General features: G+C 72.0%; 17 protein-coding genes and 1 rRNA gene. 8 read left to right on the top strand and 10 right to left on the bottom strand.

Going from position 1 to position 20,257, the window contains the following annotated elements; all coding sequences use genetic code 11:
- Positions 1 to 78 (top strand): 5S ribosomal RNA (rrf, locus tag ACTWPP_RS24575); the annotation flags it as partial.
- A gap of 100 nt (positions 79 to 178) precedes the next feature.
- Here rrf and ACTWPP_RS24580 read toward each other — a convergent pair.
- The 3 genes from ACTWPP_RS24580 to ACTWPP_RS24590 form a co-directional block, all read right to left on the bottom strand.
- Positions 179 to 1,102: an RNA polymerase sigma-70 factor gene (locus tag ACTWPP_RS24580; RefSeq protein WP_443106702.1), complete on the bottom strand. Its 924-nt coding sequence runs from the start codon at positions 1,100 to 1,102 to the stop codon at positions 179 to 181.
- Positions 1,103 to 1,108: 6 nt separating this feature from the next.
- The gene (locus ACTWPP_RS24585; protein WP_443106703.1) at positions 1,109 to 2,053 is read right to left on the bottom strand and encodes an NAD-dependent epimerase/dehydratase family protein; all 945 of its coding nucleotides are present in this window, start codon (positions 2,051 to 2,053) and stop codon (positions 1,109 to 1,111) included.
- Positions 2,054 to 2,266: 213 nt separating this feature from the next.
- The gene (locus tag ACTWPP_RS24590) at positions 2,267 to 2,701 is read right to left on the bottom strand and encodes a DUF6069 family protein (protein WP_443106704.1); all 435 of its coding nucleotides are present in this window, start codon (positions 2,699 to 2,701) and stop codon (positions 2,267 to 2,269) included.
- A gap of 112 nt (positions 2,702 to 2,813) precedes the next feature.
- Here ACTWPP_RS24590 and ACTWPP_RS24595 point away from each other — a divergent pair, with 112 nt between their 5' ends.
- Positions 2,814 to 3,266 carry a MarR family winged helix-turn-helix transcriptional regulator gene (locus ACTWPP_RS24595; protein WP_443106705.1) on the top strand — a complete coding sequence of 151 codons (453 nt, stop codon included), beginning with the start codon at positions 2,814 to 2,816 and terminating at the stop codon, positions 3,264 to 3,266.
- Positions 3,267 to 3,330: 64 nt separating this feature from the next.
- Here ACTWPP_RS24595 and ACTWPP_RS24600 read toward each other — a convergent pair whose 3' ends face one another.
- From ACTWPP_RS24600 to ACTWPP_RS24615, 4 genes are all read right to left on the bottom strand, one after another.
- Positions 3,331 to 4,983, bottom strand: coding sequence for a DNA repair helicase XPB (locus ACTWPP_RS24600; RefSeq protein WP_443106706.1), 1,653 nt, complete (start codon positions 4,981 to 4,983; stop codon positions 3,331 to 3,333).
- A 240-nt stretch (positions 4,984 to 5,223) separates the two neighbouring features.
- Positions 5,224 to 5,643 carry a hypothetical protein gene (locus ACTWPP_RS24605; RefSeq protein ID WP_443106707.1) on the bottom strand — a complete coding sequence of 140 codons (420 nt, stop codon included), beginning with the start codon at positions 5,641 to 5,643 and terminating at the stop codon, positions 5,224 to 5,226.
- A gap of 161 nt (positions 5,644 to 5,804) precedes the next feature.
- The gene (locus tag ACTWPP_RS24610; protein ID WP_443106708.1) at positions 5,805 to 8,180 is read right to left on the bottom strand and encodes a helicase-associated domain-containing protein; all 2,376 of its coding nucleotides are present in this window, start codon (positions 8,178 to 8,180) and stop codon (positions 5,805 to 5,807) included.
- A gap of 152 nt (positions 8,181 to 8,332) precedes the next feature.
- Complete coding sequence (locus ACTWPP_RS24615) at positions 8,333 to 8,950, bottom strand: TetR/AcrR family transcriptional regulator (protein WP_443106709.1); 618 nt, start codon at positions 8,948 to 8,950, stop codon at positions 8,333 to 8,335.
- Between the two features lie 174 nt (positions 8,951 to 9,124).
- Here ACTWPP_RS24615 and ACTWPP_RS24620 point away from each other — a divergent pair, with 174 nt between their 5' ends.
- Positions 9,125 to 9,601, top strand: coding sequence for a GNAT family N-acetyltransferase (locus tag ACTWPP_RS24620; RefSeq protein ID WP_443106710.1), 477 nt, complete (start codon positions 9,125 to 9,127; stop codon positions 9,599 to 9,601).
- Between the two features lie 163 nt (positions 9,602 to 9,764).
- Here ACTWPP_RS24620 and ACTWPP_RS24625 read toward each other — a convergent pair whose 3' ends face one another.
- Positions 9,765 to 10,187, bottom strand: coding sequence for a hypothetical protein (locus ACTWPP_RS24625; RefSeq protein WP_443106711.1), 423 nt, complete (start codon positions 10,185 to 10,187; stop codon positions 9,765 to 9,767).
- 312 nt (positions 10,188 to 10,499) lie between these two features.
- Here ACTWPP_RS24625 and ACTWPP_RS24630 point away from each other — a divergent pair, with 312 nt between their 5' ends.
- Together ACTWPP_RS24630 and ACTWPP_RS24635 are read left to right on the top strand one after the other, a co-directional pair.
- On the top strand, positions 10,500 to 11,144 hold the full coding sequence (locus ACTWPP_RS24630; protein WP_443106712.1) for an HAD family hydrolase: 645 nt from the start codon (positions 10,500 to 10,502) through the stop codon (positions 11,142 to 11,144).
- A gap of 188 nt (positions 11,145 to 11,332) precedes the next feature.
- Positions 11,333 to 11,728, top strand: a complete 396-nt coding sequence (locus ACTWPP_RS24635) for a cold-shock protein (RefSeq protein WP_443106713.1) — start codon at positions 11,333 to 11,335, stop codon at positions 11,726 to 11,728.
- A 94-nt stretch (positions 11,729 to 11,822) separates the two neighbouring features.
- Here ACTWPP_RS24635 and ACTWPP_RS24640 read toward each other — a convergent pair whose 3' ends face one another.
- Positions 11,823 to 13,286, bottom strand: a complete 1,464-nt coding sequence (locus ACTWPP_RS24640; RefSeq protein WP_443106714.1) for an MFS transporter — start codon at positions 13,284 to 13,286, stop codon at positions 11,823 to 11,825.
- Positions 13,287 to 13,470: 184 nt separating this feature from the next.
- On the opposite strand from ACTWPP_RS24640, the gene ACTWPP_RS24645 reads away from it, so the two are divergent.
- Together ACTWPP_RS24645 and ACTWPP_RS24650 are read left to right on the top strand one after the other, a co-directional pair.
- The gene (locus ACTWPP_RS24645) at positions 13,471 to 14,322 is read left to right on the top strand and encodes a DUF3027 domain-containing protein (RefSeq protein WP_443106988.1); all 852 of its coding nucleotides are present in this window, start codon (positions 13,471 to 13,473) and stop codon (positions 14,320 to 14,322) included.
- Between the two features lie 49 nt (positions 14,323 to 14,371).
- On the top strand, positions 14,372 to 17,464 hold the full coding sequence (locus tag ACTWPP_RS24650; RefSeq protein WP_443106715.1) for a sacsin N-terminal ATP-binding-like domain-containing protein: 3,093 nt from the start codon (positions 14,372 to 14,374) through the stop codon (positions 17,462 to 17,464).
- Between the two features lie 14 nt (positions 17,465 to 17,478).
- On the opposite strand, the gene ACTWPP_RS24655 is transcribed toward ACTWPP_RS24650, so the two are convergent.
- Complete coding sequence (locus ACTWPP_RS24655) at positions 17,479 to 17,781, bottom strand: DUF2530 domain-containing protein (protein ID WP_443106716.1); 303 nt, start codon at positions 17,779 to 17,781, stop codon at positions 17,479 to 17,481.
- Positions 17,782 to 18,088: 307 nt separating this feature from the next.
- On the opposite strand from ACTWPP_RS24655, the gene helR reads away from it, so the two are divergent.
- Positions 18,089 to 20,257, top strand: coding sequence for an RNA polymerase recycling motor ATPase HelR (gene helR, locus ACTWPP_RS24660; protein WP_443106717.1), 2,169 nt, complete (start codon positions 18,089 to 18,091; stop codon positions 20,255 to 20,257).

Consider the following 20,257-nt stretch of genomic DNA (forward strand, 5'->3'; position numbering starts at 1 on the left):
CCGAACCCGGAAGTTAAGCCCTTCAGCGCCGATGGTACTGCACGGGAGACTGTGTGGGAGAGTAGGACGCCGCCGGACTCATATTGCAGGAAGGCCCCGCCGTCACCGGCGGGGCCTTCCTCATTTCACCGGCCGCCGGCGACTTTCTTGTCGTAATGGCGTCGGCGTGACCAACGGCTCAGTCGTCCGTGCCGGGTCGGCGGCCCGCCTGCAGCAGCGCATCGGCGTCGCCGACCCGGACGACGTGGCGCAGCTTGTCGGGATTGGCGATGGAGTGGATCGTCTGGATCTGGCCGTCGGCGATGCTGAGGCCCATGACCCCGACCAACCGGTCCTGCTCGTCGAATGCCATGACGCCGGGCTGGCCGTTGATCTCGGCGACCTGGATGCGCACGCCCCGACGCGCGAGTGTGGCCAGCCCGGCCGACAAGGTCCGCGCCACGCGCCCCCGGCCGTTGACCGGCCGCGTCAGCGCGCGCACCTTGCCGCCGCCGTCGACGTGCAGTGCCACATCTTGTGCCAGCAGCGCCTCCAGCGCCGGAAGGTCGCCCTGCTCGGCGGCGGCGAGAAAGCGCTGAGCCAGCTCTTCCCGCTGCCGCTTTGAGGCGTGGTATCGCGGTCGGCCTTTCCTGACGTGGTGCCGAGCCCGCGCGACCAGGTGCCGAGTGCTGTCCACGTTGGTGCCGATGAGCTCGGCGATCTCGTCATACGGATACTCGAACACCTCCCGCAGCAGGAATGCGGCCCGCTGCTGCGGCGACAGACTCTCCAGCAGCACCAGGAACGCCAGCGACAGCGAGTCGGCGGTTTCGGCATGCTCGGCCGGTGACGGATCTGTGACCAGCGGTTCGGGCAGCCACTCACCGACGTACCGTTCCCGCCGGGCCCGCGCCGAGCGGAGCTGGTCGATGGCCAGCCGGGTGACCAGCGTGGCGATGTACGCCCGCGGTGAGGTGATCTGCTCGTCGCGTTGCTGGGTCTGGTGCATCCGAAGGAACGCATCCTGCACCACGTCCTCGGCTTCGCTGACGCTGCCGAGCATCCGGTAGGCGATGGCGAACGCCCGCGGTCGCAACTCGCCGTACAGGTCGGAGGCGGACATGCCGGCCTATCCCAGTCCCTCGGTGAAACCTGTACGCCAGGTCGGGTACTGCGGTTCCCAGTCCAGTTCGCGTTTGGTCTTCTCGCTGGAGATCCCGCGGGACTGCGTCATCAGGTTCACCGGGCCCTCGCCGGCCAGCAGGCGGACGAGCCAGGCGGGTACGCGGCGCGGCGGTCCGGCGCCGAGCGCACGGGCCAGTTCCGGGAGCCAATCGCGCACCGGTGCCGGCTCGTCATCGCCGACGTGGTAGATCCCGGGCTTGCCGCGTTCGATGGCCGCGACCGTGGCCGAGGCGGCATCGACGATGTGCACCAGCGACCACACCCCACCGCCGCCGCCGACGACCGGGAACTTCCGCTTGCGGATCTGCGTGGCCATGACGGCGTCCGGTTCGGCGCTGATGCCGGTCCCGGGGCCATAGAAGCCACCGTAGCGAAGCGCGATTCCCTCGGCCCAGCTGATCCCGGTCACCTTCTCCTCCAGGTGGCGCAGCGCGGCCACCGCCTCCTCAACGTCCGCGGGCGGGTTCGGCTCGATCCGGCCGTTCTCGTCGGCGACAGGCCCGCCGGTGCGCTCCATCCACAGAGCGTTGCTCTGCGCCACGAACTTGTCGACGCCGACGGCGCGCGCGGCGGCCAGCAGGTGGTCGGTGCCTTCGGTGCGGAGCCGGTTGGTGGCGGCCGCCATCCGCTTCACGTGCCGAAAGTTGGCCGGTCCGTTCAGCGCGGTGAGCTGATGGACGACCACCTCTGGCTGGGCCCTGGCCATCACGTCGGCCACGGAGTCGGGGTCGAGCGCGTCGACGACCACCGGTTCGGCGCCCAGCGCCCGCAGCGCGCCGGTCTTAGCGGGCGAGCGGGTCGTGCCGACCACCTCGTGGCCGCGCTCCACGAGCTGGGTAATGAGGTGGCCGCCGATCGCGCCGGATGCTCCGGCGATGAAGATTTTCATGACGTCTCCGTTCGTTGAACTCACCAACTAGAGACGAGATGCCCCCGTGGTTCATGAACGGGAGTTACCCAATTCACACTGTGGTGCGCTTATACGGCCGGGAACTCAGAGATCGGCGGCATGGCTGGGGGCGATGCGGGTCGGGTCGGCTTGGCCCCCGCCGGGCTCATAGCGCAGGAAGGCCTCGCCGACGCCGGCGGGGCCTTCCGCTTTTCACGGGTTGCTGACGGCCTCCTCGTCATGGACGGCCTCATCGGTCTTCTCGTCACGGGACGGGCTGTGCCGAAAGAAGGGGATGAGTACCGCGGCGACGGCGAGGTGGGCGAGGGCGAGCACCGCCTTGGATCCACCGGTCGCCTCCACGCCGATCAGGGGGAAGTAGGACAGGGCGAGCACCACCAGGGCGGTCACCGTCCAGATGCGGAGAGCATGGGCCGTCAGGCGTTCCAGGACGGCGAGGAGCGCCCATCCGAGGAGCGAAGCGGCGAGGGAGAACATGATGATCGCCGCGGCGCCGAGGTCCGTGGCGTCTTGACCGGGTTGCTGGACTACCAGATCATGCCCGAGTACGGGGTCGGCCACCGCCCATACGGCGAGGGGTGCCGCGACCGCGCCGGCCACACCGAGTGCTCGACTCCGAACGCTCATCGGTACTCCTTGAGGGGTTCGATGGTTGAGATACTCAACTTGTTGCCCAGTAAAGCACGGTTAGTTGGGATACTCAATAATCAAGGCAATGAAGAACACGTATGATCAGGGCATGAGCGAGGACGTCGATCTGGTCGTGGCCGACCTGGCCGACTCGGCCTTCCGGGTGGCGGGCCTGCTGCGTGCGAACTTCCACGCGACCGCGGCGGAACTGGGCCTGCCGCCCGCCCAGGCGATGGCCCTGGCGAACTTGAGCGCCCCGGCCCCCATGCGGGAGCTGGCCGACTGGCTGAAGTGCGACGCCTCGAACGTGACCGGCATCGTGGACGGCCTGGAGCGCCGCGGGCTCGTCAAGCGGCGGCCTGATCCGGAGGACCGGCGGGTCAAGCACTTGGTGCTCACCGAGGAGGGAGAGCGGAAGCGCGCGCTTCTGCGCAAAGGCAGCCACGCGCATGCGGTCACCCTGTTCGACCTTCCCGAGAAGGACCTGCTCCGGCTGCGTGATCTGCTCAAGCGCGTCGCAGACGCGGGAGTCGGCATCGACGTCGCCTCCGGCTGCAAATGACCTCGCAGGGCCGATGCGTCACCAGGGCGCGGGCGCTGAGTCGTCCGGCGCCCGGGGCGGTCACCTAAATGTCGTCGCCTGCGAGGACGGTGTCGGCGTCGACGATGCGGTAGGCGTAGCCCTGCTCGGCGAGAAAGCGCTGGCGGTGGGCGGCGTAGTCCTGGTCGAGGGTGTCGCGGGCGACGACGGCGTAGAAGCGGGCACCCTGGCCGGACGCCTTGGGCCGCAGCAGGCGGCCCAGGCGTTGGGCCTCTTCCTGGCGGGACCCGAAGGCGCCCGATACCTGGACGGCGACGGACGCCTCGGGAAGGTCGATGGAGAAGTTCGCGACCTTGGAGACGACCAGGATGTCTATCTCCCCGGAGCGGAACGCGTCGAAGAGGCGTTCCCGTTCGCGGATGCGGGTCTCGCCCTTGATGACGGGTGCGTCCAGGAGGGCGCCGAGCTCGTCGAGCTGGTCGATGTACTGGCCGATGACGAGGGTCTGCTCGCCCCTGTGCCGGTCCACCAGCGCCTGGATGAGCTTGGTCTTCGTGTCGGTGGTGGCGCAGAAGCGGTAGCGCTCTTCGGGTTCGGCGGTCGCGTAGGCGAGGCGCTCGGAGTCGGTGAGGGTGACGCGGACCTCGACGCAGTCGGCGGGTGCGATCCAGCCCTGCGCCTCCATGTCCTTCCACGGCGCGTCGTAACGCTTGGGGCCGATGAGGGAGAACACGTCCCCTTCGCGGCCGTCCTCGCGGACGAGGGTGGCGGTGAGGCCGAGCCGGCGCCGGGTCTGCAGGTCGGCGGTCATCCGGAAGATCGGCGCGGGCAGCAGGTGCACCTCGTCGTAGATGACCAGGCCCCAGTCGCGGGCGTCGAAGAGTTCGAGGTGGGTGTAGGCGCCCTTACGGCGCGTCGTCATGATCTGGTACGTGGCGATCGTGACGGGGCGGATCTCCTTCTTCGTGCCGGTGTACTCGCCGATCTCGTCCTCGGTGAGGGAGGTGCGCCGGACGAGTTCCTGCTTCCACTGGTGCGCCGAGACGGTGTTGGTGACGAGGATCAGCGTGGTCGCCTCGGCGCGGGCCATGGCGGCGGCGCCGACGACGGTCTTGCCCGCGCCGCAGGGGAGCACGACGACGCCGGAGCCGCCGTGCCAGAACGTGTCGGTGGCCTCCCGCTGGTAGGAGCGCAGTTCCCAGCCGTCCTCGACGAGGGAGATCGCGTGGGCCTCGCCGTCCACGTACCCGGCGCGGTCCTCGGCGGGCCAGCCGAGCTTGAGCAGGGCCTGCTTGAGGGCGCCGCGTTCGCTCGGATGGACGGCGACGGCGTCCTCGCCGGCCCGGTCGCCGATCATGCCCTTGATCTTCTTGGCCCGCAGCACCTCCTCCAGCACCGAATGGTCCGAGGACGACAGGACGAGCCCGTTCACGGGGTCCTTCTCCAGCCGCAGCCGCCCGTACCGGGCCATCGTGTCGGCGATGTCGACCAGCAGGGCGTGCGGGACGGGATACCGGGAGAACCTGAGCAGCGTGTCGACGACCTGCTCGGCGTCGTGGCCGGCGGCGCGGGCGTTCCACAGGGCGAGCGGCGTCACCCGGTAGGTGTGGACATGCTCGGGTGCCCGTTCGAGTTCGGCGAACGGGGCGATCTCCTTGCGGCAGGCGTCGGCCAGGTCGTGGTCGACCTCCAGCAGGAGCGTCTTGTCGGACTGGACGATGAGCGGACCGTCGGTCAAAGCGAGAGCCCCCGTCGAGATTCGATGATCGATGCCTTGTTCGGCCTGGCACCGCCCGTGCACGTTACCCGAGGGACGGCGGCACGTCGCCCGTACAGAACGGGGCCAGGGGATCCAACACCGCGCGCCACCGCTTTATTGCGTCACCCACCGAGGGAGCACGGCCGTGGCGGCGTGATGGTCAGGAGGTCGATGGCCGGCTCGGCGGGAGCTCCTCGGGAGGTTCGCCGGTCGGGCAGGTCAGTATCCGGTCGTCGAGTCGTATGACTCGGTGAGGACGATCGCGAAGACGTAGATGATTGCGATGATGATCCCGAGGAAGATCGACACGCCGAACAGCACCCAGCTCCAGACCGTCAGCTTCCGCGCGGACTCCGGGTCGGAGTCCACCCTGCCCATCGCGATCGCGGCGGTGATGACGCCGGGGATGGACAGCACGCCGCAGCACAGCAGCACCCCGATGATGTTGCAGACGAGAGCGGCGGTGGTGCTCCCGTTGTTCCTGGGCCTCGTCGGAACCCCGGGAGGTCCGTAGCCGTAACCGGGATGCCCGCCCCGCGGGCCGTAGGGGGTGCCGCCGTAGGGGTCGCCGCTCCATCCCTGCGATCCGCCGTACGGGTCCTGCCAGCCAGGCGGCGGGCTACCTCCGTATCCGCTCACGGACTGTCTCCTCTCGGCCCCCGACTGGTACCCGCTACGACGCCTCCGACAGAACCAGGGTTCCCCCTCGTCCGCAACCGGCCGCATGCCCCCGCCGCCTTCGGGCCGATGGTGGCCGGTCGCCGACTCGTCCGGGTGGCGGGACGCGTGGTCCGGAGAGGTCAGGGGGCCGGGTCGTCGGTGAGTTCGGAGACGCCGGTGATGCGGTGGAGGGCGAACCGGTGCACGGCGGCGCGGGTCGCGTCGTAGCCGGTGAGGAAGCCGCCCTCGACGCGGACGGGCTCCACGATGCGGCTGGACGCCTGGCCCTGCTGGTCGAGGTAGCCGATCCAGACGCGTCCACCGCGTTCGACGGCCGCGCGGAGCCGGTCGATGGTGGCCATCGCGGGGGACCGGGGCGGCTCGCCGTACGGGGCGTCCGCCCTCAGCCGGGCCTGCTCGGCGCCGTGCAGGGACGCCTCGTCGCCGGCCCGCAGGGCGCGGACGGCGGCGGAGATCATCGAGGCGTCGGTGCGCTGCTCGGGCCGGAACCGGACGATCTCGGCGGTCGGCGGGGGTTCGGCGCGCTGCGCGTCCGGGCGGGTCACGATCACCCCGCCGCCGGGGGCCTCGGCGACGGGGGCGAGGCCCATCGCGCGCAGCCCGTCGAGGAGGTCGGCGCGCTGCAGCCCGGACGCGAGGACGGTCGGGGCGAGGCGGTAGAGGCGCAGCGCGTCCGAGCGCCGGTCGGCGAGGATCTCGTCGAGCGCGGCCGGAGAGTCGGTCCGGACGTAGGACGCGAGGGCGCCGACGCGCAGGTGGCCGTGCCGGCGGGCGACGTCGTCGATCAGGTAGGTGAGCGGCTGCGGGAGCGGGGTCGCCGAGTGCCTGGCCAGCAGCTCGGTGACGTCGGCGGCGGTCCGGCCGGCGTCCAGGGCGCGGCGGACCGACTCGGGTGTGAAGCGGTAGACGGTGGCGCCGCCGGTGGATTCGACGTCGGCGGCGAGGGCGAGTTCGCGGGCGAGGTCGGTGACGAGCGGGCCGGGCGCGATCGCGGTCAGGTCGGCCTGGATGACGATCTCGTCGACCGGCGCGGGAAGATGCTTCTCCAGGCGGGGTTCGGGATCGTCGCCGGCGAGGAGGTCGCGGGCGAACGGGGCCAGCTCACCGAACCCGGTGATCCCGAGGACGGCGGCCTCGCGCAGCGTCCAGCCGAGGAGCCGGTCGCGGGACGGCCCGCCGCGGCGCGGCCGCAGCCAGGCGAGCCGGGCGCGGACGGCGTCCTCGTCGGCGGCACCGCGTCCAGCGTCGGCGAGGATCTCCAGCGTCGCCCGGCGGGTGGCGGGCGCGCTGCTGCGCACCATCGCCTCGCTCAGCGCGTTGATCAGCCGGTCGCGGTCGTCGCGTTCGCCGGCGAGCCCGGCGGCCCGGTCCGACTTCAGCCAGCCGCGGGCGAGTTCCGTCCAGCGGCCGGCGGTGTCGCGCATCAGCCACAGGTCGTAGGCGGGGGTGGGCAGCCATTCGCCGTCCAGGTCGCCGCTGCGGGTCAGCAGCCCCGCCGCGTACGCGACCTCGACGAGGAGTGCCGCCTGCCATTCGGGGACGTCCAGGAGGACGGAGGCGGCGCGCAGGTCGCGGACGGCGAGGCCGCCGCTGCGCAGGACGGGCGGCGGTTCCAGCCCCCACCGCTCCAGGAGTTCCTCGATGAGCCGGACGGCGCTCGCCGCCTCGCCCGCCGCGGCCCGGACCACCACGTCCTCGCCGCGCGGGCCACGCCCCGCGGACGTGAGCGGGGGCGGTTCCGCCGGGACGTCCCGGAAGAGGTGCCCGCCGCGCAGGTGCAGCGCGACCTCGCGGGGGAGGGTGACGGTCCGGTCGTCCTCGGCGGCGAGGAGGCCGCGGGCGAGGAGCCGCTCGACGGGGGTGGCGGCGGTGTCGATCCGGACGGGACGGCGCGCGTCGGCGACGCGTCCGAACGGCGGGCCCCACGTGAGGGCGTCGAGGGCGGCGTGCGCCTCGGGCCCCGCGTCGTCGATGAGCGGGCCGGGGTCGCTCAGCAGCTCGGCGAGCCGCCGCAGGAGCCGCGCGGAGTCGGTGAACCCGCGCGGTGCCTCCCCCTCCAGGTCGATGATCAGTTCGGTGAGCCGCTCGGTGGAGTACCCGGCGAAGACCTCCTGGACGGGCGGGCCGAGCCCCGCCGGGTGCGGCAGGCCCTGCCGGACGCCGGGCGCCGTGTTCGGCGTCCCGTTCCCCCAGGCGAGCCCGTACCGCCGAAGCGTTCCAAGCGCGTCCGAGACCTCGCCGGGCGTGGCGTCGACGGCGGCGGCGAGCGCGTCCGGACCGTTCGGCGCAGGCAGTACGAGAAGGGCCTCCAGGACGGCGAGCGTGAAACGGTCGAGCCGGTCGAGGGCGCGGGAGATCGCGGCGGGCGTCGCGGCGCGGGCGGCCAGGGCGGTGAGGTCGGCCGGGACGGGGGCGAGCAGTTCGGGACGCGCGGACAGCAGCGCACGAAGCTCGTCGTCGCCTCGTGCGCGCAACCAGTCCGCGTACGTTTCCATGCCGATCCCCAACTTTAGGTGGCGTGCGCGCCGCCTGTACCGGGCCCCTCAAGGTTAGGAGCCCGCACGGCCTGCCCGGATCGGGAGGATCAGAGCCGTGGATCACCCGGCGGAACACCCCGCGGATCACCGCGGGACCGCGGTTGCGCGGGTCAGGGGGTGGGGGTGCGGTCCAGGTGCATCAGCCCGAGGCCGAGCCGCGCCCAGCTGTCCACGAACCGTTTCTCGTCGATGCGGGTCGGCGGTTCGTACATCGACTCGTTCGCCAGCCAGTAGTTCACGACGGCGCCGCCGAGGATGGAGGCGACGGCCGGCCAGTCCTCGTCGGCCCCGTCGAACTCCGGCTGTGCCGAAAGCCAGGTGGAGATCCCGTCGTACAGCGGGTTGACGATGCCCTCGCGCATCTCCGCGACGAGATGCGGGAACTGGTCGAGGTCGCGGAACAGCACCCGGATGAGGTCCTGCTCCTCGCGCATCTTCGCCAGCCCGGCCTGGCACGTCATCCGCAGCCGCACCTCCAGCGGGCGGTCCTCGAAGACGGCCGCCTGGTCCAGGACCTCGCTGATCTGCTGCCGGGTGCGGTCGATGTGCTCGCGGATGGCGGAGGCGAGCACCTCTTCCTTGGACCGGAAATGCCGGTAGAGACCGCCCGCGCCCGGCGACAGGCCGGCCGCCGCCTCGATCTCCGCGACCGAGGTCGCCGTGTAGCCGCGGTCGGCGAACAGCCGAAGCGACTCGGCAACGATCCGATCGCGCGTAGGTGTCGTCATGGTGATGAGTTCCTCCGCAAGAACACTAAGGCATCTTCGACCTGCGCGACCCCACGTCCTGCGCGGCGCGCCCGAATTCGTGATCCGGCTCGCACCGGGCCGGGGACGACTAGAGTTTCAGTTCTCCGCGCCCCATCGCCGGAAGGGGCCGTCGTCGGAGAGGTCGCGATGTTCATGTCTCCGCGGAAGGCGGCCGACGGAGCCTTCCTGCCCGAGGATTTCGTGGTGCCCACGCTGGTGGCCGGTTCCCGGTTCCAGATCCGCCCGATCACCGTCCACGACGTGGTCAAGGACTACGGTGCCGTGATCGGCAGCCTGGACCGGCTCGCCGGGCGGTTCGGGCCGGAGTGGGGATGGCCGGACCACGAGTTCACCTTCGAGCAGGCCCTGATCGACGTCGCCTGGCTGCAGAAGCAGGGGCAGCTGCGGCGCTCGTTCAGCTACGTCGTGATCACGCCGGACGGGGAGCGCCAGATCGGCCGCATCCACGTCGCGCCGTCCGACGAGCCCGGCGCGGACGCGGTCGTGGTGTTCTGGGTCCGCGCCGACGAGGAGAACTCCGCGCTGGAGAAGGAGCTGGAGGAGTTCGTCCGCGAGTGGGTCAAGACCGCCTGGCCGTTCGACGAGGTCCGCTTCCCCGGCCGGGACTGATTCCCCAGGGCAGCCCACAGGAACGCGTTATGAGCCGGTTGAGCCTCTCGCCAAGGTTCGCTATGACGTTGTGACCGTGCCGATTGGGTGCGTGGCGCCGCGGCCGCCCGGCCCGTGCTCCGGTGGCTGAGGTGGTGCCGGCGCCGATCAGTCCAGACGGCGATCAGTCCAGGCGGCGGATCAGGCCCGCCAGGATCCGTCCGATCACCAGGTAGACGAAGGCGGCGAGGCCGAAGTTCACGGCGACCTCGACCTTGTGGTCCTCGGGCTGGAAGATGTCCTTGAACTGCCAGGACAGGTCGGTGGCCCGGTCGCCGAACCAGCGGACGAGGTCGTTCGCCGTGTTGGCCTCGAACGCGACGAACACGATGTGCACGGCCAGGATCAGCACGATGACCGTGGTGATGACGGAGACCACGGTGGCGGCGATCGCGGCGGCGCGGCGGCGGGCCGCGGCGGCGCCGGCGCCGAACGATCGCCGGGCCCTCGGCGCGCGGTGGTCGCCGCCGGGTTCGGCGCGGGTCATGGTGTGCTCGCCGGTCCCGCCTGGATCCTGGTCGAGCGGCCGGTCGGGGTTCCCTGCCATTTACGGCCTCCTTCGCCGGGAGGGACTTCGCCGGGGACGGACGGTCCGGCTCCGTGGTGCTGATCGTCCTTTTGCTTCGGGTGGCTTGTTCGAGTCCCGCGTTTTCCCTGGTCAGATGGTTTGTGGCCGAGGGCGCGGGTATATCGCCAACACGGGCGGCCGTTCCCGGAGGATCGGGCACACCAGACCCGGTCACAACAGAACGGTTCCCGCGAGAAAAGTTCCCGCGCTCTCCTACTCGGATCCCGTCGCATCGCCACTACCAGGAGAGCGCGGGTACTCGCGTGTGTCCAGCCCCTTACCCTGTGGGGCGTGTTTGACCTCGATCCCCCGAAATCTCATGACTCCGCCCTCGCCGTCGGTTTCGACCTCGACCTGACCCTGGCCGACACCCGGGCCGGGATCTCCGCCGTGTACGCCGCCCTCGCCGCGGAGTCCGGCGTCCCGATCGACACCGACCTGGTGGTGCGGCGCATCGGCCCTCCGCTGGAGGAGGAGCTCGCGTACTGGTTCCCGGCGGACGAGGTGCCCGCGATGGCCGCACGCTACCGGGCCATCTACGCCGACATCGCGATCCCGGCGACCGTCCTGATGCCCGGTGCCCTCGCCGCGCTGGACGCGGTGCGGGCCAGAAGCGGACGCGTCATCGTCGTCTCGGGCAAGAACCAGGCCGACACCGAGCGCACCGTCCGCTACCTCGGGCTTGAGGTGGACGCCGTCGTGGGCGGCCTGTTCGGCGCGGGCAAGGGCGCCGCTCTGCGCGAGCACGGCGCCGGCGCCTACATCGGCGACCACACGGGCGACGTGGACGCCGCGCGGGCCGCATCGGCGGTGGCCGTGGGCGTCGCGACCGGCCCGTTCGATTCGGCGGCCCTCACCGCCTACGGCGCGGACGTCGTCCTGCCCGACCTGCTGGCCTTCCCCGGCTGGATGACGGGCTTCGCGGCGACCGTGTGACTTGCGGGGGCGTCTGGCCGATAAGGCCTCGTTCGAGGTGATATTCGGGTGCCCTTGTCGGACGTTCGGGATAGCTTCTTTCAACGGCCCCGCAGGCGTCGCGCAAGGGCACCCCGGTGTGTACACCGGCGCATGGCGAGGCACTAATCTTGGGGTCGATTCAGGACGATTACCGAACGAGGTCTCCGGTGCCGACTGGCAAGGTCAAGTGGTACGACGCCGACAAGGGTTTCGGCTTCCTCACGCGCGACGACGGCGGTGAGGTCTTCGTGCATTCCTCGGCGCTGCCGGGCGGGGTCACGACGCTCAAACCCGGCCAGCGCATCGAGTTCGGCGTGGTCGAGGGGCGCAGGGGCCAGCAGGCGCTCCAGGTCCGGGTGCTGGAGACGCTGCCGTCGGTCGAGAAGACCATCGCCAAGCAGCGGCGCAAGAAGCCGGACGAGATGGTCGTCATCACCGAGGACCTCATCAAGCTGCTGGACGGCATCTCCAACACCTACCGGCGCGGCAAGCATCCGTCTCCGGCGGAGGCCAAGAAGATCGCGACCGTGCTGCGGGCGGTCGCCGACGACCTGGCCACCTGACGCCGCCGCGCGCCGAAATTCCTTGCGGTAGGCCCTGTCCGGTGAGCGGTGAGCGGTGAGCGGTGAGCGGTGAGCGGTGTGCTGTGAGCGGGGCTCAGGTGCGCATCTCCGGGTGCGCGTCCTTGATCGTGTTCGTGTGGCGGGGGCGGCGGTTTCCGCGGTGCCGGCGGCCCGCCTGACGCGACAGCAGCAGCCCCAGCGAAACGGCGAGCGCGCCCGCGACGACCGCGAGCGCGACCTGCCCGTCCGCGATGATCGACATGCCGAGGCCGAGCAGCCCGCCGATCACCCAGACGAGCTGGTGCAGGGTCTCGGTGACCGCGAACGTCGACGAGCGCATCTCCTCGCCGATCTCCTGCTGCACCACCGCGTCCATGGACAGCTTCCCGAACACCTGCCCGAGGCCCGCCGCGGCCGCCACCGCCAGCGCCGCCCACAGCCCGAAGAACGCCGCGGCGGCGGCGGTGACGGCGGTGACGGACGCCAGCGTCGCCGAGACGATCAGGCGGGGCGCCCGCGCCTTCATCCAGACGCCGAGCGCCGTGCCGATCAGGCCGCCGGCCCCGGCGGACGCCGCCAGCAGCCCGAGCGCGACATGGTGGGACACCGGGTCGAACCGCTGCTGGCGGAGCAGGAACGCCAGATAGATGATCAGGAAGCCGGACAACGCCCGCAGCACCGCGTTGGCCTGCATCGCCTCCGCCACGACCGGGCCGACCCGCGGCAGCGTCCGCCAGTGCTTCGCACGCGTCGTGGCCGGTTGCGGCGCCGCTCCCCGCCCGGCCGCACCCGCCGCCGGTTCCGGCCCGGCCTCCGCCTCGCTCTCCGGTGCGGGCCCTGCGTCGGGGACGTCCACCCGCCGCGGCAGCCGCATCGTGAACACGGCGCCCAGCAGGAACATGACCGTGCCGATGCGCAGCACCCAGCCGGCCCCGATGAGCACGGCGAGGCCGGCGGCGATCGGCGCGGTGACCGACGCGGCGATCAGCCCGGCGAACGAGCACCGCGCGTTCGCCGTCACCAGCGTGATCTCGCCGGGCATGACCTGGGGCGTCACCGCCGCCCGCAGCACCCCGAACGCCTTGGACAGCACGAGCACGCCGAACGCGGCGGGAAGGAACGTGACCTGGTCGCCGTGCGGGAGCGCGCTCGCCATCCCCCAGCACAGCAGCGCGCGCATCACGAACGTGCTCGCCATCGCGTACCGGCGGACATGCCGCGCCCGGTCGAGCGCCGGGCCGATCAGCGGCGCGACCAGTGCGAACGGCGCCATGGTGACGAGGAGGTAGAGGGCGACCTGACCGCGCGCCTGGTTGACGTCCAGGCCGAAGAACAGCGTCCCGGCGAGGGCGACCGTGAGCATCGCGTCGCCGGCGGAGTTGAACGCGGACGACTCGATCAGGCTGCCGAGCCCGCTGCGTCCGGCGCCCTGGGCGTGGGTGGCGCGCCGGGTCAGCCGGCCCGTTCCCAGCGCCGCCGAACGCGCGCCGCGGAACGCCCGCGCCGTCCCGCCGGCGCCGGCGTGTACGGCCCGTCCGAACCGTTTCCGGTCCCCCATGCGCCCTGATCTCCCCTTGCGGTCGTCCCTTGCGGTCGTCCGGGCCGTCGTCGGCCGAGGCACGGCCCTCGGCGACTCCAATTGAGAGTACGTTCCCCGCTGAGATGGGGGCTCACCTCGCGGCCGGTGCCGGGTGCGTGCCCGGCCACGTCGTTCCATGGGCGAGAATTGACATGTGAGCTCAATGCGTCAGTCCAGCCCCGCGCGACCCGCCGCTGCGCGCACCACCTCCGGACCCGCCCGCCGGACCCGCACGCCCGCCGTCGACACCGCCTGCGCCGAGGCCGTCGATCTCGCCCGCGAAGCCGCGGAGGACACCGCCCGGCCCCAGCCGGTCGGTGAGCATCTCGGCCTGCACGCCGAGGGCGACCGCCTGGTCACGCACTATTTCGAGTGCCTCGACCCCGCCTACACGGGCTGGCGCTGGTCGGTCACCGTGACGCGGGCGTCCCGCGCCAAGGTCGTGACCGTCAGCGAATGCGTCCTGCTGCCGGGGGACGACGCCATGCTCGCGCCGCCATGGGTGCCGTGGCTGGAACGGCTGCGTCCCGGTGACCTCGGCCCCGGCGACCTGCTGCCGACCGCGCCCGACGACGTCCGGCTCGCCCCCGGTTTCGCGCAGGTCGACGACTCCGCCGATCGGCAGGCGCAGTGGGAGCCCGGGCTCGGCCGCGTCCGGGTGCTGTCCCGGCAGGGCCGCGACGAGGCCGCCGCGCGCTGGTACGACGGTGTGGGAGGCCCCCGCGCCCCGATCGCCGCGTCCGCCCCCGCGCAGTGCTCCACCTGCGGGTTCTTCGTCGCGCTGGCCGGTGAGCTGCGGCATGTCTTCGGGGTGTGCGCGAACGAGTACGCCCCCGACGACGGACGTGTCGTGTCCGCCGACCACGGCTGCGGCGCGCACTCCGAGGCGGTTTCCCTCCCGGCCGTGTCCGAGCACAATCCGCCGGTCATCGACGAGCTCGGCTACGAGGTCGTCCCCACCGGCGGCGACGAGGACGCCGCGTCCCTGGAGGACGAGGCCCTCGGTCACAGCTGACCAGATGACGGACGGCCCTCTGGGGGACGACTCTGTGGTTGACGGCCCGGTGGTTGACGACTCCGCGGTTGGCGGCCCTGCGGGCGGCGGGGATCCGTTCGGGACGCGGGCGCTCCGCGCACGGGTGCTGCGCGCGTGGAGCGAGTCGCCCGCCCGGTTCCGCGAGGACGCCAACACCGAGGAGGACTTCGCGCTCGGCGGCTACCGCGACCGCGTCGTGGTGGAGCTGGCGCAGAACGCCGCCGACGCCGCGCTGCGCGCCGGTGTCCCCGGTCGCCTCCGCCTGACCCTCCGGACCGACGACGGCGACGGCCCGGAGCACGGCGTCCGCGACCACGGCGTCCTTGACCACGGGTCGGTCCTCAGCGCAGCGAACGCGGGGGCGCCGCTGGACGCCGCGGGCGTGGAGGCGCTGTCCACGCTGCGGGCGTCGTCCAAGCGGGACGACGCCGGTGCGGCGGGACGGTTCGGCGTCGGGTTCGCCGCCGTCGTGGCCGTCAGCGACCGTCCCGCCATCGTGTCCCGCGCGGCGGGCGTGACGTGGTCGCGCGAGCGGGCACGGGAACTGGTGGAGGGCATCCCCGTGCTCGCCGGCGAGCTGGAGCGGCGCGGCGGGCACGTTCCGCTGCTGCGGCTGCCGTTCGCGCTGGACGAGCCGGAGCCGCCGGAGATCCCGGCGGGGTTCGACACGGTCGTGCGGTTGCCGTTGCGCGGGGACGCGGTCGAGTCCGTCCGGCGGCAGCTCGGGCAGGTCGGCGCGGCGCTGATGCTGGCCCTGCCGGCGCTGGAACTCGTTGAGATCGACGTTGACGGGGACGTCCGCGAGCTGAACGCCGAGCACCGCGCGTCCGGCGAGGTGGCCATCAACGGGGGAGTGTGGCGGACCGCCGAGGCGCACGGGGAGATCCCGGTGGCGCTTCTGGAGGACCGTCCCGTGGAGGAACGGGCACGGCCGTTCTGGCAGGTCCGGTGGGCCCTGCCAGAGGACGGGCTGCCGGAGGGCACGCCGAGTGTCGTGCACGCGCCCACGCCCAGTGACGAACGCCTGGATCTGCGGGCGCTGCTCATCGCGTCGTTCCCGCTCGCGCCCGACCGTCGGCACGTCGCGCCCGGGTCGCTGACCGACTTCCTCGTGGATCGGGTCGCCGAGACCTACATCCGGTTGCTGAGCGGGCTTCCCGTCTCGCCACGGGTGCTCGGGTTCGTGCCGGGGCCGGTCGGTGCCGGGGAACTGGACGCCAAGGTTCGGCGGGGCATCCGGGAGCGCCTTCCCGAGGCGCCGCTGCTGCCCCACCGCATGCGCGGACGCGACGCGGTCGCGGTGGACGCACCGGCCCCGTTCATCGAGGTGCTCGGCGGTATCAAGGCGCCCGCAGGAGAGGACGCCGCAGGAGAGGACGCCCCCGGCGGGGACGCGGTCGTCGTCGGGCTGCTCCCTCCGGAGTGGCCCGCACGGAGCCCGGCACTGGCCGCGCTCGGGGTCCGGCGGGTCGAGCTGGCCGACGTGATCGATGAGCTGGCCGCTGTGGACCGGGAACCGGCGTGGTGGCACCGGATGTACGGGACGCTCGGTGAGGCCGCCACAGACGCTCTGGGCGCCCTCCCGGTGCCGCTGGCGGGTGACTCCGGGCGGATCGTCCGGAGTCCGCGGGGCCTGCTGATCGCGGACGGGGTCGATCCCGGGGGCCTGGACGCCCTTGGCCTGCGGTTCGTTCACCCCGACGCCGTGCATCCGCTGCTGACCCGGCTCGGTGCGGTCGAGGCGGGACCGCGCACCGTCCTCGCCGACGCCGCCGTGAGGGCGGCCGTCGGGGAGTCGTTCGAGGCCGACGACCCCGATGCGGTCGCGGAGGCCGTCCTTGAACTGGTCGCGGCCGCCCGGCTCGATCCCGGTGAGGAGCCCTGGCTGGCCGAGCTGGCCCTGCCCGGCGACGGCGGGGAGCTTTACCCGGCAGGCGAGCTGCTTCTGCCGGAGAGCCCGCTGCGTGACCTCATGGCCGATGACGCGCCGTTCGGCGTGGTCGACGGCGAGGTCGTGGAGCGGTGGGGCGCGGAAACGCTCGCGGCCGTCGGCGTCCTGGACGGATTCGCTCTCGCCAGGGAGGAGGACGTCAACCTCACGGGCCTCGCCGATGAAGCGGAGACCCTCGAACTCGACGACGAGGACCTGTGGGCGGACGACGTCCTGCGGCGGATCGGCCCGCAGGACCTTCCGCCGCTCGTGCCGGAGTTCCTCGCCGTCCGGGACCTCGAACTGGTCGACGACTGGTCCGCGGCGCTGCGCGTCCTTGCCGGGCCGCCGTGGCGGGCCGCGATCGTCGACCCCGCCCACGTGACCTTGCACAACGGGCGTCGCGTTGCCGTCCCGTCCTACACGGCGTGGTGGCTGAGCCGTCATCGCGTCCTGGACGGCCGTAGACCCGGCGAGTTCCGTCTAGGCGGGGACGAGTCCCTCACCGGGCTCTACGACGTCGCGCCAGAGGGACTGGACGAGCGGCTCCTGCTCGCCTTGGGCGTTCGTACATCGCTGGTCGATCTGCTCGACGAGCCCGGAGGCCCCCAGGAGTTGCTCGATCGCCTCGGTGACCCGGGACGGTCCGTCACCCGTGTCCAACTGGGCGGGCTCTGGACGGCACTGGCCGATGCGCCCGAGGCCGTCGTCGAACCCCCCGACCATGTGCGGGCGGTCGTGGACGGCGAGGCCGAGGTCGTGGACGCCGCCGACGCCCTGGTCCTGGACGGCCCGGACGTCCTGCCGCTCCTCCAAGGACAGCCGCTCGTCATCGCCGCGCAGGGGCGGGACGCGCGCCTCGCCGAACTTCTCGATCTTCCGCTGGCCGGCGACGAGGTCCCCGGCATCGTCCAGTCGGCGGGCGAGAAACGCTCCGTGCCCGAAGCGGTCAGCGCCGTCCTGCCGGATGCGCCCGCCCACTACCTCGCGCACGAACGGCTGATCGTGGACGGCCAGGACGTGCCGTGGTGGACGAGAGACGGCGAAATCCACGCGAGCGGAGCCGGCGGGCTCGCCCGGGCACTCGCGTGGGCCACGGGGAACTGGGCCGGCCGGCTCATGGCCGAGGCCGTCCTGCGCGACCCGGGGGCCCTGCCGGTCCTGCTGGCCGAAGCCGACCTGGAACCCTAGGCCGACCTGGAACCCTAGTCGGCCGTCTCACGCTCGGAGGGGGTCTCACGCTCGGAGGGGGTATTGCGCTCGCGTTCCGCGGCGCGCGCGGCCTCCTGGCGGGCGCGGCCGCGCTGGAGCCTGGGGACGTACCAGATGGCGAACAGGCCGATCACGATGCCCGCGACGCACACCCACAGCCACCAGCGGTCGTCGGACGGCAGCCCGACGATGAGCAGAACCACGAGCGCCACCGCCCAAGCGGCGGTGCCCGCGGCCGCGATCCGTACGTCGTTGGTAGGCATCGGCGGCGGATCCGGGCGGCGTGGTCGCGTCATGTGTTCAGGCTACGCGGCACGGGCGCAAAGGAGGAGAAGGAGGGATACGCACTCCTCTCCACTCTCAACGTATAGCGCACCCGGGGGCTTGCGGCAAGACCCCGGTCGTGCCGCAGAATCGTCGGCCGAGGCCAAAACCTGACCCGCCGTCGAGCACCTCAGAGCGTTGCCCGTCATGGCCGCCAGGTTCGTCACACCCATCCAGACGCCACCGATCCAGACGCCTTGCCGCGCGCAAGGCTTGCAGCGACTCCTCTTTCTCACTCACGGCAGAGCCGGCCGCGAAACCCGTATCGGAGCTGATGACGTGAATCCGCTGATCACCAGCGCGTTCGACCTTCCCGACCACCTCGCCCCGAAGGCCGACCCGGCGCTGATCGCCGCCGACGAGCAGCACTTCGCGGCCATCGCGGAGAGCCTTGAGCAGTCGATCGCCGACCTGTCCGACCGCCTCGACGCCGAGCGCAGGGCGCCCGGCGGCTCGGGCCAGAAGGCGTTGGAACGGGACATGGAGATCCACCGGCTGACCGCTCGCCTGCGTACCCTGCGCCGCTTCGGTCTGGACCTGTGCCTCGGGCACATCGTCGGCGCGGACGACGGCGAGCCGGTGTACGTCGGACGACTCGGCCTCAAGGACGGCGCGGGCCGCCGGCTGCTGGTCGACTGGCGTTCCCCCGCGGCCGAGCCGTTCTTCGGAGCGACCCACGCCAACCCGATGGGTCTGGCGAGCCGCCGCAGGTATCGCTGGACCCGCGGCCGGATCAGCGACTACTGGGACGAGGTGTTCACCGCGGAAGGGTTCGAGGGGCACGCCGCGCTCGACGACCAGTCCGCCTTCATCGCCAGCCTGGGCAGCCACCGGTCGGCCCGGATGCGGGACGTGCTCGGCACCATCCAGGCCGACCAGGACGCCATCATCCGCGCGGGATCCCGCGGCGCTCTCGTCGTCGACGGCGGTCCGGGCACGGGGAAGACCGTCGTGGCTCTGCACCGCTCCGCCTACCTCCTGTACTCCGACCCTCGCCTCGGTCACCGCCGGGGCGGCGTGCTGTTCGTCGGTCCGCACCAGCCTTACCTGGGCTACGTCGCCGACGTCCTCCCCAGCCTCGGTGAGGAGGGCGTGCAGACGTGCACCCTGCGGGACCTCGTCCCCGAGGGAGCCGCGGCAGCGGCCGAGAGCGACCCGGACGTGGCTCTGCTGAAGTCGTCCGCAGGCCTGGTGAAGGCGATCGAGCCGGCCGTCAGGTTCTACGAGAAGCCGCCCACCAAGGGGATGACGGTCACGACCCCCTGGTCTGACGTCTGGTTGAGCGCCGACGACTGGGCGGAGGCGTTCCGAGCGGCGGAACCCGGTACTCCGCACAACGAGGCGCGCGACCAGATTTGGGAGGAACTGCTCACGATCCTGGTGGACAAGCACGACGGCGACGTCTCGGCTGATCTGGTCCGGAAGTCGCTGCAGCAGAACAGGGAGCTGCTCACGACCCTCTACAGGGCGTGGCCGCTGCTCGAAGCGACCGACCTCGTCGGAGACCTGTGGTCGGTTCCCGCATACCTGCGGCTGTGCGCTCCCTGGCTCGAGCCCGAAGAGGTTCGGGCACTGCAGCGCGAGGACGCCCAGGCTTGGACGGTGTCCGACCTGCCGCTCCTGGACGCGGCACGGCAGCGGCTCGGCGACCCGGGGGCGTCACGGCGCAAGCGCCGGCACGAGGCCGCCATCGCCGTCCAGCGCGAGCGCATGGGGCAGGTCGTCGACAACCTGATCGAGGCCGCGGCCGTCTCCGGCGCCGACGGTGACGACGGTGAAGGCCTGGTGACGATGCTGCGCGTACAGGACGCACAGAACACCCTGGTCGACGAGACCGCACTGCCCGGCACCGACCCGGACGTGCTCGCCGGCCCGTTCGCCCACATCGTCGTGGACGAGGCGCAGGAACTCACCGACGCGGAGTGGCAGATGCTGCTGCTGCGCTGCCCGTCCCGGAGCTTCACCATCGTCGGTGACCGTGCCCAGGCCAGGCACGGGTTCACCGAGTCGTGGCGGGAGCGGCTCGAGCGGATCGGGCTCGACCGGATCGACCTGGCCTCCCTGAGCATCAACTACCGGACGCCGGAAGAGGTCATGGCGGAGGCCGAGCCGGTCATCCGGGCCGTGCTCCCGGACGCCAACGTACCGACCTCCATCCGCAGCGGCGACATGCCCGTCGTCCACGGACCCGCCTCGGATCTGGGTTCGATCCTCGACACATGGCTCGCCGAGAATGCCGACGGGATCGCCTGCGTCATCGGCGATCCGACGTTCCGGGCGACGTCGCGCGTCCGGTCGCTGCCCCCGGAGCTGGCGAAGGGGCTGGAGTTCGACCTGGTCGTCCTCATCGACCCGGAGGGGTTCGGCGAGGGCATCGAGGGGGCGGTCGACCGCTACGTCGCGATGACCCGGGCGACCCAGCGGCTCGTCATCCTCACGAGCTCCTGA

Origin of the sequence: Actinomadura sp. 3N407, assembly GCF_052245875.1 — a bacterium.
Lineage (GTDB): Bacteria > Actinomycetota > Actinomycetes > Streptosporangiales > Streptosporangiaceae > Spirillospora.